This window comes from Limnohabitans sp., assembly GCF_031539105.1.
Classification (GTDB): Bacteria; Pseudomonadota; Gammaproteobacteria; order Burkholderiales; family Burkholderiaceae_C; genus Limnohabitans.
The window spans coordinates 1-16,083 of the sequence record NZ_JAVKLM010000017.1 but is presented as its reverse complement, the minus strand read 5'-3'; the positions used below and the strand labels follow the sequence as shown (position 1 = coordinate 16,083).

The following is a 16,083-nucleotide window of genomic DNA, read 5'->3' as shown; positions in this document are numbered from 1 at the left end:
CCTACGCAATTGAGGGGCACCTTCTGCCCCTTACGCGACATTACCTACTTCCATGCACACACCACTCACTGCACGCAGAGAACTTCTGCTTCTTTTGTCACTTGCTGGCATTCAGTTCACACACATCGTGGACTTCATGATCATGATGCCGCTGGGGCCACAACTCACCAGTTTGTTTGGCATCAGTTTTGCAGAATTCGGCTTGCTAGTTTCAGCCTACACCGTAGCAGCCGGTTTGTCCGGCTTGTTTGCCACCACCTTCATTGACCGCTTTGACCGCAAGCGTTTGCTGCTCACGCTGTATGTGTTGTTTGCCCTCACCACCGTGGCCTGCGGCATTGCACCCACCTATGGCTGGCTCATGATCGCGCGCATCACCTCTGGCTTTTTTGGCGGTGTGTTGTCCACCATGACACAAACCATCATTGGTGATGTGGTGCCGTTTGAGCGCCGTGGTCGCGCAACCGGCATTGTGATGACGTCCTTCTCAGTCGCCACTGTGGCTGGTGTGCCTGCAGGCTTGTTGTTTGCCAACCTCTGGGGCTGGCACACAGCCTTCTTTGGCATTGGTGTGATGTGCGTGGCTGTGGGCGCACTGGCTAATTACAGCGTACCCAAACTCGATGCCCACGTGGCTCACGCCAAGGACAAACATGTGCTGCACGCCATGGGCCAAGTGTTGGGCGAGCACAACCAACGCATGGCCCTGCTTTTGTCAGCCACCATGATGTTTGCTGCCTTCACCATCATTCCGTATATCACGCTGTATCTGCAAAACAACCAGATCATGGCTTCTCACGAAATTCCATGGCTGTACTTTTGCGGCGGCGTTGTGACGCTGTTCAGCGGTCGCTGGGTAGGCGGATTGACCGACCGTTTGGGCAAGCGCGAAACATTTCAACGCGCCGTTTTGTTCTCGATCATTCCGATGTTTGCCATCACGTTGATCGAGCCTGTACCTTTGTACGTGGTGTTGCTGGTCACCAGCAGTTTGTTCTTTGCCATGAACGCCCGCATGATTCCGGGCATGGCCTTGCTCACCTCAGCGGCCAACCCCAAATTTCGTGGCACCTTCATGTCACTCAACGGCGCAGTTCAATCGTTCTCGATGGGCGTGGCTGCATGGGTAGGCGGCATGCTGCTGCAAAGCGAACCCAGCGGTCAAGTGACGCACTATTGGCTGTGCGCAGTGGTGGCGACGTTTGCCTCACTGCTCGCGTATGAACTCGCTAAACGAGTTTCCATGCACCAGTAACAGCCGTTAACCGTGTGAGGCAGCTAGAGCAGCAAACGCTTTCACCACTTCAGCCGGTGCTTGCACCAACTCAATCAACACGCCTTCGCCACCAATGGGGAACTCATCGCTCGCCTTGGGGTGCATGAAGGTAATGTCAAAGCCAGCCGCGCCCTTGCGAATACCGCCGGGTGCAAAGCGCACGCCTTGTGCCGTGAGCCATTGCACAGCCACGGGTAGGTCATCGATCCACAAGCCAATGTGGTTCAACGGCGTGGCGTGAACCGCAGGCTTTTTCTCGATGTCCATCGGTTGCATCAAATCGACTTCGACCTTGAAGGGGCCAACGCCGATGGCGCAGATATCTTCGTCCACGTTCTCGCGTTCGCTTTGAAACGTGCCCGTGACTTCGAGGCCAAACATGTCAACCCACAGCTTTTTCAAGCGGCCCTTGTCAGGGCCGCCGATGGCAATTTGTTGAATGCCCAACACCTTGAATGGACGATTGACGGCGCCCATTTATTCGAACTCCACAATCAGTTGGTCCACAGTCAGTGATTCACCCTTAGCGGCGACCACTTTTTTGACCACGCCGTCTGCCGCTGCAAACAACACGTTTTCCATCTTCATGGCTTCGATCACGGCCACGCGCTCACCCGCTTGCACTTTTTGACCCGGTGTCACTGACACTTCAACCAACAAACCAGGCATGGGAGACAACACGTACTTACTCAAGTCGGGTGGTGCTTTGAAAGGCATCAGTTTGTGCAAGTCGGCCATGCGTGGCGACATCACCAAAGCTTCAATGCGCGTGCCGTTGTGCTGCACTTGCAAGACCAATGGGTTCTTCAAAGTGCCGCGCTCGACTTGCGCCGTGAAAGGCTTACCGTTGCAAGTGCCCTCAATGCGAATGTCATTCAAGCGAGACTTGCTTTCGATCGCATAGGTTTTGCCAGCGATGGTGATTTGCGCCACGCCGGGCTTGCCGATGAACTCATCCACATGCACCTGCACATAGCGGTTGTCGCCGCCTTGGCCCAATTCGACCACGGCGTAGTCTTGACCAATTTGCACGTCATAGCCTGGCAACTGACCGCTCAAACCTGCAGCGCGTTCACGTGATTTGCGACGCACAAACGCGGCCAATGCGGCGAGGAAGTCGTGGTCTTCGTGTGGTACGTCTTCGGCGCGGAAGCCCTTGCTGTATTGCTCGGCGATGAAGCCCGTATTGAAGTCGCCCGACACAAACTTGGTGTGCGCCAACAACGCGGCTTGGAATGGTATGTTCGAGCTGATGCCGCGAATCACAAAGCCGTTCAGGGCTTCGCGCATTTTGGCGATGGCGTCGTTGCGGTCTTTGCCGTGCACGATGAGCTTGGCGATCATCGAGTCATAGAACATCGGAATCTCGCCACCGTCTTGCACACCGGTGTCCACGCGCACGCCAAGCAAGTCAGCGGTGTTGCCTTGGAACATGGTTTGTTTAGGCGTTTGGAAACGCACCAAACGACCTGTAGAAGGCAAGAAATTTCGGAACGGGTCTTCGGCGTTGATACGGCACTCAATGGCCCAGCCATTGCGCTTGACATCGGCTTGTGTGAGTGTGAGTTTTTCACCCGCGGCGACGCGGATCATTTGCTCCACCAAGTCGAGGCCGGTGATGGCTTCGGTCACGGGATGCTCCACCTGCAAGCGGGTGTTCATCTCAAGAAAGTAAAAGCTTTGGTCTTTGCCGACCACAAACTCCACCGTACCGGCTGATTGGTATTTCACCGCCTTGGCCAACTGAACGGCTTGCTCGCCCATCGCTTTGCGCGTGGCTTCGCTGATGAAGGGCGATGGCGCCTCCTCGATCACTTTTTGGTGACGGCGCTGAATCGAACACTCGCGCTCGTTCAAGAACACCACATTGCCGTGGCTGTCGCCCAGCACTTGGATTTCGATGTGGCGAGGCTCTTCGACAAACTTCTCGATGAACACGCGGTCATCGCCAAAGCTGTTGCGCGCTTCGTTGCGGCAGGAGGTGAAGCCTTCAAAGGCTTCTTTGTCGTTGAATGCGACGCGCAAACCTTTGCCACCACCGCCGGCCGAAGCCTTGATCATCACGGGGTAACCAATGCCTTTGGCAATTTCAACCGCTTGTTCAGCCGTATCGATAGCTTCGTTGTAGCCAGGAATGCAGTTCACGCCCGCAGCGCCAGCCAACTTCTTGGATTCGATCTTGTCACCCATGGCGGAGATCGAGAAGTGGCGTGGCCCAATGAAGGCAATGCCCTCGTCTTCGCAACGCTTGGAGAACTCGGCGTTTTCGCTCAAAAAGCCGTAGCCAGGGTGAATGGCTTGCGCGCCCGTGGCCTTGGCAGCCGCGATGATTTTGTCAGCCACGAGGTAAGACTCGCGCGAGGCCGCGGGCCCAATCAGCACAGCTTCGTCGGCCAGCTGCACATGACGTGCTTCTTTGTCGGCTTCAGAGTAAACGGCCACGGTTTTGATGCCCATCTTGTGAGCGGTGGCAATGACGCGGCAAGCGATTTCGCCACGGTTTGCAATCAGTATCTTTTTAAACATGGACTATCTCCATCAAACAATTCTGTGCGGGAAACACCGTGGCGCAAGCTTTGCTAAGCCACTGGTGTTGCCCCCTTGAGGGGGAAGCGCCAAAGGCGCTTCGGGGGTGGGTCATAAAGGAATGTTCCCGTGCTTGCGCCATGGGTTGTCGAGCTTCTTGTCTTTCAACATCACCAACGAGCGGCAGATGCGCTTGCGTGTTTCATGCGGTTGAATGACGTCGTCGATGAAGCCGCGTGCGCCAGCCACGAAGGGGTTGGCAAAGCGGGCTTTGTATTCGGCTTCGCGGGCGGCCAGTTTTTCGGGGTCGTTCTTATCTTCACGGAAGATGATTTCCACCGCGCCCTTGGCACCCATCACCGCGATTTCGGCGTTAGGCCAAGCAAAGTTCACGTCGCCGCGCAAGTGCTTGGAGGCCATCACGTCATACGCACCACCATAGGCTTTGCGTGTGATGACGGTGATTTTTGGCACCGTGCACTCGGCGTACGCGTACAGCAACTTCGCGCCATGCTTGATGATGCCGCCGTACTCTTGCGAGGTACCGGGCATGAAGCCGGGCACGTCTACAAAGGTGATGACGGGAATGTTGAACGCATCGCAAAAGCGCACAAATCGCGCGGCCTTGATCGAGCTCTTGATGTCCAAGCAGCCGGCCAACACCAAAGGTTGGTTCGCCACAATACCAACCGTTTGGCCTTCCATGCGGGCAAAGCCAATCAAGATGTTTTTAGCGTAGTCGGGCTGCAGCTCAAAGAAGTCGCCATCGTCCACGGTTTTGACGATGAGCTCTTTCATGTCATACGCTTTGTTGGGGTTCTCAGGCACCAAGGTGTCGAGGCTCATGTCCATTCGGCTCGATGGATCGCCGCTGGCACGCACAGGTGCTTTTTCACGGTTGTTCAACGGCAAGTAGTTGTACAGACGGCGCAGCATCAGCAAGGCTTCCACGTCGTTCTCAAAGGCCATGTCGGCCACACCACTCTTGGTGGTGTGTGTCAAAGCGCCACCCAACTCTTCGGCTGTCACTTCTTCGTGGGTCACGGTTTTGACCACGTCAGGGCCGGTCACAAACATGTAGGACGTGTCTTTGACCATGAAGATGAAGTCAGTCAATGCAGGTGAATACACAGCGCCACCGGCAGATGGGCCCATGATCATGCTGATCTGAGGCACCACACCGCTGGCCATGACGTTGCGTTGGAACACATCGGCGTAACCGCCTAATGCTGCGACACCCTCTTGAATACGAGCACCGCCCGAATCGTTCAGACCAATCACAGGTGCGCCAACCTTCATGGCTTGGTCCATGATCTTGCAAATTTTTTCAGCATGCGTCTCAGACAGAGAACCACCCAGCACGGTGAAATCTTGACTGAACACAAACACCAAACGGCCATTGATCATGCCGTAGCCAGTGACCACGCCGTCGCCAGGAATTTTGTCGCCGTCCATGCCGAAGTCAGTGCAACGGTGTTCAACGAACATGTCCCACTCTTCGAAGGTGCCTTCGTCTAACAACACTTCGATGCGCTCGCGTGCTGTGAGTTTGCCTTTGGCGTGCTGTGCGTCAATGCGCTTTTGGCCGCCACCCAAGCGGGCCGCAGCGCGCTTCTTCTCCAGTTGTTCGATGATGTCTTGCATGGTTGCTCTTTCTTTACTCCAGGAAGATTTTTAAATTAACTCTGCGACTTAACTTTTCGCTTGATAGGCGCTGAGCAGTTGACGGGAAGCCGTCGAAGCGGCCAGCTGGCCCGCCGCGACTTGTTGACTCAATTCGGGCAGCAGCGCTTGTACACGCGACTGAGCCCTGAAGTTTTGTTTCAAGCCAGCATCGATGCGTTCCCACATCCACGACAGAGCTTGGTTTTGGCGGCGCTCGGCGAAGCGGCCGTTTTGTTTTTGAATTTGCTTGAACTCACCTACAGCAGTCCAAAACGCGTCCACCCCTTGGTTCAGCAACGCACTGAGCTGCACGACTTTCGGATGCCACACCTCGGTATTGCGATGCGCATGGCCCGAGCCACCGTGCATACCCAGTAGTTGCAAAGCACTGGTAATCTGCAGCTGCGCACGTGTGGCGGCTGTGGCGTCAATGTCGGCCTTGTTGATGACCACCAAATCGGCAATCTCCATCACGCCTTTTTTGATGGCTTGCAAATCGTCGCCCGCATTGGGCAACTGCAGCAACACAAACATGTCGGTCATGTTGGCCACCGCGGTTTCGCTTTGACCCACGCCCACGGTTTCGACAATCACCACGTCGTAGCCTGCGGCTTCGCACACCAGCATCGACTCACGGGTTTTCTCGGCCACACCGCCCAAAGTTCCGCTAGATGGACTGGGACGAATATAGGCATCCGGATGCACGCTCAAAAACTCCATGCGGGTTTTATCGCCCAAGATGGAGCCGCCAGAAACAGTCGACGACGGGTCGATGGTCAGCACGGCCACGCGGTGACCCTGAGCAATCAAATACAAACCCAGCGCTTCAATGAAAGTGGACTTGCCCACGCCCGGCACACCACTGATGCCCAGTCGAAACGACTGGCCAGTGTGCGGCAACATGGCGGTGAGTAATTCATCGGCAGAGGCGCGATGGTCCGTGCGCGTGGACTCCAGCAAGGTGATTGCTTTGGCCATCGCACGGCGTTGCAGGGGCGGGTTGCCCTGCAACAGTCCATCGAGCAACTGTGCAGGCGTCACCCAAGGGCCTTTTTAATTTGCTCCAACACGTCTTTAGCGCTGGCAGGAATAGGGGTGCCGGGGCCGTAGATTCCCTTGACGCCCGCTTCATACAAAAAGTCGTAGTCTTGGCGTGGAATCACACCGCCCACGAACACGATGATGTCGTCAGCGCCCTGCTTCTTGAGCTCGGCAATGATGGCGGGTACCAGCGTTTTATGACCCGCTGCGAGGGTGGACACACCAACCGCGTGCACGTCGTTTTCAATCGCTTGGCGAGCGCACTCTTCAGGCGTTTGGAACAAGGGGCCCATGTCCACGTCGTAGCCGAGGTCGGCAAACGCAGTGGCCACCACTTTGGCGCCGCGGTCGTGGCCGTCTTGGCCCAACTTAGAAATCATCACGCGAGGACGGCGGCCATGGTCTTCTGCAAACGCGGCAATGTCGGCCTTGAGGGCGTTCCAATATTCCATGGTGTCTCCCACGTTTTCGCCGTCGTCATACGCAGCGGCGTAAACGCCGGTCACTTTTTGTGTGTCGGCGCGGTGGCGGCCGAACACTTTTTCGAGCGCATCGCTCACCTCGCCTACTGTGGCGCGCAGGCGGATGGCCTTGATGGACAAGTCGAGCAAGTTGCCTTCGCCACTTTCGGCAGAGGCTGTGAGTGCATCCAACGCGGCTTGTACTTTGGCGGTGTCGCGCGTGGCTTTGATGTGCTTCAAGCGCTCAATCTGACCGTCGCGCACACGCACGTTGTCGATCGACAAGGTTTCGATCGGGTCTTCTTTGGCGAGCTTGTATTTGTTCACGCCCACGATGACGTCTTTGCCAGAGTCGATGCGCGCTTGCTTTTCAGCGGCGGCGGCTTCGATCTTGAGCTTGGCCCAGCCGCTGTCCACGGCCTTGGTCATGCCGCCCATGGCTTCGACTTCTTCGATGATGGCCCAGGCTTTGTCGGCCATCTCTTGGGTGAGCGACTCCATCATGTAAGAGCCGGCCCATGGGTCGATCACGTTGGTGATGTGGGTCTCTTCTTGAATGATGAGCTGTGTGTTGCGGGCAATGCGCGACGAGAACTCGGTGGGCAAAGCAATGGCTTCGTCAAACGAGTTGGTGTGCAGCGACTGTGTGCCGCCAAATACCGCAGCCATGGCTTCGATGGTGGTGCGCACCACGTTGTTGTAGGGGTCTTGCTCGGTGAGCGACCAGCCAGACGTCTGGCTGTGTGTGCGCAGCATCTTGCTCTTGGGGTTCTTGGCATCAAAACCATTCATGATGCGGCACCACAGCAAACGGGCGGCGCGCATCTTGGCGATTTCCAAATAGAAGTTCATACCCACCGCCCAGAAGAACGACAAGCGGCCTGCAAAAGCGTCAACGTCCAAACCTGAAGCAATGGCGGTCTTCACATACTCTTTGCCGTCGGCCAAGGTGAACGCTAATTCCAAGGCTTGGTTGGCGCCGGCTTCTTGCATGTGGTAACCCGAAATCGAAATCGAGTTGAACTTTGGCATGTGCTTGGCGGTGTAACCAATGATGTCCCCAATGATCTTCATCGAAGGCTCTGGCGGGTAGATGTAGGTGTTGCGCACCATGAACTCTTTCAGAATGTCGTTCTGAATCGTGCCGCTCAGCAACTCTTGGCTCACGCCCTGCTCTTCAGCCGCCACCACGTAGCCCGCCAACACAGGCAACACAGCGCCGTTCATGGTCATGGAGACCGACACTTTGTCCAACGGAATGTCGTTGAACAAGATCTTCATGTCCTCAACTGAGTCAATGGCCACACCGGCCTTTCCCACGTCGCCCGTCACACGGGGATGGTCAGAGTCGTAACCACGGTGGGTGGCCAAGTCAAACGCCACCGACACACCTTGACCACCTGCGGCCAAAGCCTTGCGGTAAAACGCATTGGATTCTTCCGCGGTAGAGAAGCCCGCGTATTGGCGAATCGTCCAAGGGCGCACCGAATACATGGTGGCTTGAGGGCCCCGCACATAGGGCTCAAAGCCGGGCAATGTGTTGGCGTAAGGGAGGTTTTGGGTGTCTTCGGCGGTGTACAGCGGTTTGACGCTGATGCCGTCCAGCGTTTTCCAATTCAAGGCGCTGACGTCGCCTCCGGGGGCGGACTTGGCGGCGGCTTTGGCCCATGCTTCTAGATTACCGGCGTTGAATTCAGTTGGCTTTTGGCTCATGGCAAATCACTCTTGAAAGGGGTGTGCAGCGATCAAAGAAACCCAAGGTTAACCTAGGGTTTTTGATCCGTAACAGAATCATATCATTCATAATTATTGATTCAAAATCTTATATAAGCTTACAATTCAACACATGGCTGTCGTCACCCTCACCCCTCGTGCCCTGTATGAAGAAGTCGCAGAACTGCTGCGTCAGCGCATTTTTGCGGCCGAGTTAGAGCCCGGCAGCTGGATTGATGAGATGCGCTTGGCCGAGGAATACGGCATCAGCCGCACACCCATGCGCGAAGCACTCAAAGTGCTGGCTGCCGAAGGCTTGGTGACCATGAAGGTACGACGCGGCGCGTATGTGACCGAGGTCAATGAAAAAGACCAGCGCGATGTGTACCACCTGCTTTCTTTGCTTGAGTCAGACGCCGCAGCCGTGGTGGCTGCTGAGGCAACAGCCGAACAACTCCAAGATTTGCAAGCACTGCACACCGAGTTAACCCAGGCAGTGGCTGACCGCGAAAAGTTTTTTGAAGTGAACGAGCGCTTTCACATGCGCTTGCTGGAAATCGCCAACAACCGCTGGCGCGACCAAATGGTGGCGGACTTGCGCAAGGTGATGAAGCTCAACCGCCACAACTCGCTGTTCAAGAGTGGCCGATTAGAAGAGTCGCTCAAGGAACACCAAGCCATCATGGATGCCTTGATGGCACGCAATGCGCAGCTGAGTGCGCAACGCATGAACGAGCACTTTGCCAACGGCTTAGAGGCCGCAAGCTAACGCACCAATGCTTAGCTCGTCTCGGCGGGATGCTCTGCACCACGGGCCAAAGCCTCGCGGGCAATTTTCAGCACATCACGCGGCGGCAAAGGCTTGAGCTTGTGGTTGCTCCACACCTGACGCCACAAACGCGCACCACGCTGCCCATGAAATAAGCCCAGCATGTGGCGCGCAATCGGATACCAAGGGCAACCGTCTTCGGCATGGGCACGCTCCATGTATGCCACCATCGCCTCTTCCACGGCTTCTCGGCTGAGGGTCTCATGCGGATCCTTGTAAAACTCGGCATCCCAGGTGGTCATGAGCCACGGGCGGTAATAGGCTTCGCGGCCCAACATCACACCGTCGACATGCTGCAAATGCTCGGCCATTTGCGCGTTGGTGGTGATGCCGCCGTTGATGGCAATCACCAAGTTGGGAAAGTCTTTTTTCAGCTGGTAACCCAGCTCGTAGCGCAGCGGCGGCACTTCGCGGTTTTCTTTGGGGCTCAAACCATCGAGCCACGCATTGCGTGCGTGCACGATGAACACCTTGCAGCCCGCATCGCTGACGGTGCCCACAAAGTCGCGCACAAAGTCATAGCTCTCAATGCGGTCAATGCCAATGCGGTGCTTCACAGTCACGGGAATGCTGACCACATCCATCATGGCTTTTACGCCATCTGCCACAGTTTGAGGTTCGTTCATCAAGCACGCGCCAAATGCGCCGCGCTGCACACGGTCGGAAGGGCAGCCGCAGTTGAGGTTGATTTCGTTGTAGCCCCACTGCTCGCCCAGCTTGGCGCCATGTGCCAAATCAGCCGCATCGCTGCCACCCAGCTGCAAAGCCACAGGATGCTCTTCAGCGTTGAAGCGCAAATGCCGCTGCGTATCGCCATGGCGGAGCGCACCGGTGGTGACCATCTCGGTGTAGAGCAAGGTGTTGCGGCTGAGCAGGCGGTGGAAATAGCGGCAGTGGCGATCGGTCCAATCCATCATGGGTGCAACACTGGTCCGCCACATGCTGAGTGGTTGATTTAAATCGTCTTCTTTTTCTGGAAAGTGCTGCATTTAGGCTGTATTTTTAGATGAAATGAATCGCCCCGAATTTTGAGAAGAACAGATCGTTTAAGTGAACGCATCGGCGTTGATCTTCTCAGCGAGTTGCCCATAATAATTGGCCTCAGCCTTGGCAGGTGGAATATACCCAATTGGCTCTAGCAGTCGGTAGTGGCTGAATCAAGGATGGCATTTCCCCAAACCTAAAACACGGGGCGATTCATTGATAAGATGAAATCAAGATTTTCATCGCAATCACTTCAATGCGAACACACACATGACTATCCATTCAGTTTTGCTTGCTGAACCACGCGGTTTCTGTGCAGGCGTTGACAGGGCCATCGAAATTGTCGAGAAAGCACTGCTCAAATTTGGAGCTCCCATTTATGTCCGACATGAAATTGTTCACAACAACTTCGTGGTCGATGCTTTGAAGAAAAAGGGTGCTGTTTTCGTTGAAGATTTGAACGATGTACCACCCGGCGCGACCTTGATCTTTAGCGCTCATGGTGTCAGCCGCACCGTGCAACAAGAAGCTCAGGCTCGAGGGTTTTCCATTTTTGATGCAACCTGCCCTTTGGTCACCAAAGTTCATGTCGAAGTTGCCAAGCTGCACAAAGAGGGTTACGAGTTCATCATGATCGGACACAAAGGACACCCAGAAGTCGAGGGCACCTTGGGGCAGATCGACTCAGGCATTCATTTGGTGGAAAGCGTGGCCGATGTCGCCAGCTTGCGGCCGGCCCAGACCGAACGCTTGGCGGTGGTCACACAGACCACCTTGAGCGTGGACGACACGGCCGAGATTTTGGCGGTGGTGAAAGACAAATTCCCCACGGTTCGTCAGCCCAAACAACAAGACATTTGCTACGCCACTCAAAATCGTCAAGACGCAGTCAAGCTGCTCAGCAACCAAGTGGACATCGTCATTGTGGTGGGCAGCCCGACCAGCTCCAACAGCACACGGCTTCAAGAATTGGCCCATCGCATGGGCGCAGACAGTTATATGGTGGACAGTGCCACGGAGCTGCAGCCTCAATGGTTTGTGGGTAAATCCAGCGTTGGCTTAACGGCGGGAGCTTCGGCGCCCGAAGTGTTGGTGCAAGAGGTCATCACGCAGCTGCGCCTCATGGGGGCCGTAAGCGTGCGCAAAATGAACGGGCTCTTGGAGAACACCAAGTACCCCTTACCCAAAGGCTTGAGAAGCTCCTCTTAAGACGCCAATCGAGGCTCAGCGCAACAACTGTGCGCTCAAAAATGCATCGACCTGTGCCAACCCTTGATCCGGTTGCTCTTCTTGAATCACATGACCCAGCTTGGGTAGCACCACGGTGTGTGACCGTGCCAGCACCGCGGCATAGCTTGACGCATTGCTGCTGGGAATCATGGCGTCGTTTTCGCCCCACAGCAGCAATGTCGGCGCCTTGATGTACTTCAAACGAGACCTCGGATCTGTGTTGACCGTTTGATCGGCTCTGTCCAAGATCGCGGCTCTCACGCCCGGCGCTCGCAACATATCGTGATAACGGCTCACCATGGGAGGCGTCAACCAGGCTGGATCGAAAAATGCAGACTCAAGCACTTGTCGAACCATGTATTTGGGCAGGACATGTTTCATCAGCCCCATGGCGACAGGAACTTCATACGGCTTACTCCCCCATTGCTCTGCAGGTGCAAAGCCATCGGGAGCCATGAGCACCAACGCCTGCACGCGTTCGGGCTGATCGGCTGCCAGTGACCACGCAATTTTCCCGCCCAGAGAATGGCCAACGATTGAAAAATTTGACACGCCCAATTGGTCGACAAAATGCCGCAGCGTTGCCACGTCTTGGCGCTCCGAGTAATCTCTGGAGGGAACCTCTCCCGTCAAACCAAAACCCGGCAAATCCAGACGTATCACGCGAAACTTTGTGGCCAACTGAGGCGTCCATGCATCCCAAGTTTGCAAGCTCGAGCCAAAGCCGTGCAGCAACAGTACGACCGGCGCATCAAGCGGACCAGCGTCTTGATAATTTACGCGGACGCCTTCCACCACAAGCTCGTGTTGTGAAGGTGCGCCATAACGCAGCAGCAATTCAGCACGGTCCACATCTGGCGTCCACAAGCCGTATAGCCCCGCTGCGAGTACAAAAGCACTGATCAACACCACACTCCCCCGACGTTGCTTGGTCATCATCGCTCTCGCCCGATTGCCCCGCGTCGTTCAATCATTTAAAAAAATATGCTTGACCGCGACCAGCGCTTTTTCTCTTTGAACGCTGTCGGGATGGTTGAGCTCACGCAATGGCGCGTTGAGCATTTTTTTCATCAACGCCATCGACAGTGACTCTAAAACGCTATGGACCGGTTGTCCGTTCTCGATGCGCTTGCGCGCGCGCGCCAATTCAGTTTGACGCCAAGCATCTGCTTGAAGGTTCAACTCTTGAATCAAAGGCACATGGCTCCTTCGATCCAACCACGCCATGAATTTTTGAACACCTTCATCGATGATGACCTCTGCCTCTGTCACGGCTTCTTGTCGATGCGATTGACCGCTGTTGATGACCTGGGTCAGGTCATCGACGGTGTACAAATAAATTCCGGATAAACCTTTGACCTCGGGTTCAATGTCGCGAGGTACAGCAAGATCCACCATGAACATGGGGCGATTTCTTCGGGCACGTAAAGCGCGTTGAACAGCCCCGAGTCCGATCAACGGCAAGGTGCTCGCTGTGCAACTGACCACCACATCAAACTCATGCAAACGCGCAGGTAGATCTGCCAGCGACATGCTGCGGCCCCCGTGCATGTGCGCCAATTTATCTGCACGCTCCGCCGAACGGTTAGCAATGGTGATCGAGCGCGGCGATTTCGCTGCAAAGTGAGCCACACACAAATCGATCATCTCGCCAGCGCCCACAAACAACACATGGGTGTCCTTGATGTCTTCAAAAATCCGACATGCCAAACGAACACTGGCCGCCGCCATGCTGATGGAGTGAACGCCGATGTCCGTCGACGTGCGCACCTCTTTGGCCACTGCAAATGACCTTTGAAACAATTGATTCAGCGTCGTGCCTAAGGCGCCAGAATCAGCAGCAACTCGCACCGCCTCTTTGAATTGCCCCAAGATTTGAGTTTCCCCCAAGACCATGGAATCCAGGCCACTGGCGACCCGAAACGCATGGCGGGCAGAGGCGTCGCCATCCAGTCGATAAATGTGCGATTGCAAATCATCCACCTGTGTTTTGCCCGTGTCGGCAAGCCACCTGAGGGTTTGTCGCCACTGCACATCATCGCCAGCGCAATAAATTTCGGTTCTGTTGCAAGTGGACAAAATAGCCACTTCTTTGTGTGTCTCAAAAGTGCGGCGCAAGCCTTGCAAAGACAGCACCAGTTGATCGGATGCAAAAGCAAACCGCTCACGCAAATGGATGGGGGCTGTTCGATGGTTAAGCCCGAGTGTCCAAACAGCCATTTAGACCACCTTTCTCAGCTTGGGCATCGCACAAGCCTCTGGCCAAGCTTTGGCCATGCGCTGATGAATGCCAGCGGCTGTTAGGCCATAGTGCTGCATCAAAGACTGAGGGTCGCCATGCTCGGTGAACGCATCGTCAAATCCCATCACCAAGACGGGCTTGAAGACGCCCATGTCTTGCAAGGCTTCCAACACAGCGGCGCCTGCGCCGCCAGCACGCACACCGTCTTCGATCGTGACAAATCGTTCATGCGTGTGCGCGATGCTGCTCAGCATGTCCAAATCCAAGGGCTTAGCCCAGCGCATATTGATGACGGTTGCATTCAACGACTCGGCGACTTCCAGTGCTTCATAAAGCAAGGGACCAAACGCCAAAATAGCAAGGCCCTGCCCCGCACGGCGCATCTCGGCTCGGCCGAAAGGCAGGGTACTCAAATCTGTTTGCACGGGCACGCCCGCACCTGAACCTCGGGGGTATCTGACGGTGACTGGGCCGTCATGTGCATAAGCGGTGCTGAGCAATTGCCTGCATTCGTTTTCATCCGCCGGGCACGCCACACCCATGTCGGGGATGCAACGCGTGAACGCGATGTCAAACATGCCGGCGTGCGTGGGGCCATCGGGCCCCACCAGCCCCGCGCGATCCAAGGCAAACACCACAGGCAACTTTTGCAGCGCCACATCGTGGATCAATTGGTCATAGGCCCGTTGCAAAAACGTCGAGTAAATGGCCACCACGGGTTTGAGCCCCTCACAGGCTAAGCCTGCCGCAAACGTCACCGCATGCTGCTCGGCAATGCCCACATCGTGATATCGATCGGGAAACTGCTGACTGAACGCCACCATGCCAGAACCTTCTCGCATGGCGGGCGTGATCCCCACCAAACGCACATCTTCGGCGGCCATGTCACACAGCCATTGCCCAAACACCTGAGTGAAGGTGAGCTTTCCCGCAGACGAGGGCACCAAGCCCACAGCTGGATCAAATTTGCCAGGGCCGTGGTAACTCACGGGATCGGCCTCTGCCCTTGCATAACCTTGACCTTTGCGCGTGACGATGTGCAAAAACTGGGGCCCTTTCTTTTGAGAGATCGTTCTCAAGGTGTCCACCAAGCCTGTGACATCGTGACCGTCGATGGGACCTGTGTAGGTAAATCCGAGTTTTTCAAAAATCGTCGCCGGCTGAATCAATTGCTGCGTTTGTTGCTCAAGGTGCCGCGCCAGAGCAAACAAAGGCGGCGCATTGCGCAGCAGTTGTTGACTGAGTTTTTTGGCTTGCGCATAAAAACGGCCAGACATCAGTTCAGACAGGTATTGGTTCAACGCCCCCACGGGCGGGCTGATCGACATGTCGTTGTCATTGAGCACCACCAACAAGTCGCAGTCACTGGTGCCCGCGTTGTTCATCGCCTCGTAAGCCATGCCCGCCGTGAGCGCCCCATCGCCAATGATCGCCACGGACTTTCTCTGGCTGCCTGTGAGTTTGGCGGCGGTGGCCATGCCCAAGGCGGCAGAAATACTGGTCGATGAATGGGCCGTGCCAAACGCGTCGTACACACTTTCTTCGCGCCGAGGAAACCCGCTCAACCCACCGCGTTGACGCAAAGTGGTCATTTGGTCCATCCGCCCTGTCAACATTTTGTGGGCATAAGTTTGATGCCCTACATCCCAAACCAATCGGTCCTCTGGTGTGTTGAACACATAGTGCAGCGCAATCGTCAGTTCTACTGTGCCCAAGTTAGAGCTGAAATGGCCCCCCGTTTTCGATACCGACTGAATCAGGCGTTGGCGTAATTCGCTGGCCAATGCAGGCAAGCGCTCAAGCTGAAGCTGCCGCAACTGAGATGGGGATTGAATCCATTCCTGCAAAGTGTCCATGAGTGGCCTTCGAATTTGCTTGACTGGTGTTGAATCTACAGCCATTTGACAAAATGTCAAGTTTAATTGACACTTTAATAAACGATAGATTGACACATCGAGATCCCACATGCCCATGACACTCCAAAACGACACCTTTTTGCGCGCTTGCATGCGCCAAGCCACCGACCACACCCCCGTTTGGCTCATGCGTCAAGCCGGTCGCTACTTGCCCGAGTACTGCGCCACGCGCGCCAAGGCCGGCAGCTTCATGGGCTTGG

13 protein-coding genes are annotated in these 16,083 nt (G+C 55.6%); 4 read left to right on the top strand and 9 right to left on the bottom strand.

Features of this window, described 5'->3' with window-relative positions; genetic code table 11:
• Positions 1–52 precede the first annotated feature (52 nt).
• Entirely contained in the window at positions 53–1,255 is a 1,203-nt protein-coding gene (locus tag RMR24_RS04000) for an MFS transporter (protein ID WP_310613801.1), read from the top strand.
• A 6-nt stretch (positions 1,256–1,261) separates the two neighbouring features.
• Here the strand turns inward: RMR24_RS04000 and RMR24_RS03995 are convergent, their stop codons facing one another.
• The 5 genes from RMR24_RS03995 to scpA form a co-directional block, all read right to left on the bottom strand.
• Positions 1,262–1,753, bottom strand: coding sequence for a VOC family protein (locus RMR24_RS03995; RefSeq protein WP_310613800.1), 492 nt, complete (start codon positions 1,751–1,753; stop codon positions 1,262–1,264).
• Positions 1,754–3,802, bottom strand: a complete 2,049-nt coding sequence (locus tag RMR24_RS03990) for an acetyl/propionyl/methylcrotonyl-CoA carboxylase subunit alpha (RefSeq protein WP_310613799.1) — start codon at positions 3,800–3,802, stop codon at positions 1,754–1,756.
• A 111-nt stretch (positions 3,803–3,913) separates the two neighbouring features.
• Positions 3,914–5,446 carry an acyl-CoA carboxylase subunit beta gene (locus tag RMR24_RS03985; protein ID WP_310613798.1) on the bottom strand — a complete coding sequence of 511 codons (1,533 nt, stop codon included), beginning with the start codon at positions 5,444–5,446 and terminating at the stop codon, positions 3,914–3,916.
• A gap of 48 nt (positions 5,447–5,494) precedes the next feature.
• Positions 5,495–6,508, bottom strand: a complete 1,014-nt coding sequence (gene meaB, locus RMR24_RS03980; protein WP_310613797.1) for a methylmalonyl Co-A mutase-associated GTPase MeaB — start codon at positions 6,506–6,508, stop codon at positions 5,495–5,497.
• Positions 6,505–8,682, bottom strand: a complete 2,178-nt coding sequence (gene scpA / locus RMR24_RS03975) for a methylmalonyl-CoA mutase (protein WP_310613796.1) — start codon at positions 8,680–8,682, stop codon at positions 6,505–6,507. Before scpA ends, meaB begins: the two co-directional genes overlap by 4 nt.
• A 133-nt stretch (positions 8,683–8,815) precedes the next feature.
• Here scpA and RMR24_RS03970 point away from each other — a divergent pair, with 133 nt between their 5' ends.
• The gene (locus RMR24_RS03970) at positions 8,816–9,451 is read left to right on the top strand and encodes a GntR family transcriptional regulator (RefSeq protein WP_310613795.1); all 636 of its coding nucleotides are present in this window, start codon (positions 8,816–8,818) and stop codon (positions 9,449–9,451) included.
• Positions 9,452–9,462: 11 nt separating this feature from the next.
• Here RMR24_RS03970 and dusA read toward each other — a convergent pair whose 3' ends face one another.
• Positions 9,463–10,500 (bottom strand): tRNA dihydrouridine(20/20a) synthase DusA, encoded by a 1,038-nt coding sequence (gene dusA / locus RMR24_RS03965; protein ID WP_310613794.1) that lies wholly within the window; start codon positions 10,498–10,500, stop codon positions 9,463–9,465.
• Between the two features lie 265 nt (positions 10,501–10,765).
• Between dusA and ispH the strand changes: the two genes are divergently transcribed.
• Positions 10,766–11,704 (top strand): 4-hydroxy-3-methylbut-2-enyl diphosphate reductase, encoded by a 939-nt coding sequence (gene ispH / locus RMR24_RS03960; protein WP_310613793.1) that lies wholly within the window; start codon positions 10,766–10,768, stop codon positions 11,702–11,704.
• Positions 11,705–11,719: 15 nt separating this feature from the next.
• Here the strand turns inward: ispH and RMR24_RS03955 are convergent, their stop codons facing one another.
• From RMR24_RS03955 to dxs, 3 genes are read right to left on the bottom strand one after another with little or no spacing between them, the layout of a single operon-like run.
• Positions 11,720–12,661 (bottom strand): alpha/beta fold hydrolase, encoded by a 942-nt coding sequence (locus RMR24_RS03955; protein WP_310613792.1) that lies wholly within the window; start codon positions 12,659–12,661, stop codon positions 11,720–11,722.
• A gap of 30 nt (positions 12,662–12,691) precedes the next feature.
• Complete coding sequence (gene hemA / locus RMR24_RS03950; RefSeq protein ID WP_310613791.1) at positions 12,692–13,945, bottom strand: glutamyl-tRNA reductase; 1,254 nt, start codon at positions 13,943–13,945, stop codon at positions 12,692–12,694.
• A complete protein-coding gene (dxs, locus tag RMR24_RS03945) occupies positions 13,946–15,823 on the bottom strand; it encodes a 1-deoxy-D-xylulose-5-phosphate synthase (protein ID WP_310613790.1) in 1,878 nt (625 codons plus the stop codon).
• A 115-nt stretch (positions 15,824–15,938) separates the two neighbouring features.
• Here dxs and RMR24_RS03940 point away from each other — a divergent pair.
• Positions 15,939–16,083, top strand: a 145-nt coding sequence (locus RMR24_RS03940) for a uroporphyrinogen decarboxylase family protein (protein ID WP_405023309.1), incomplete at its 3' end; no start/stop codon positions are given.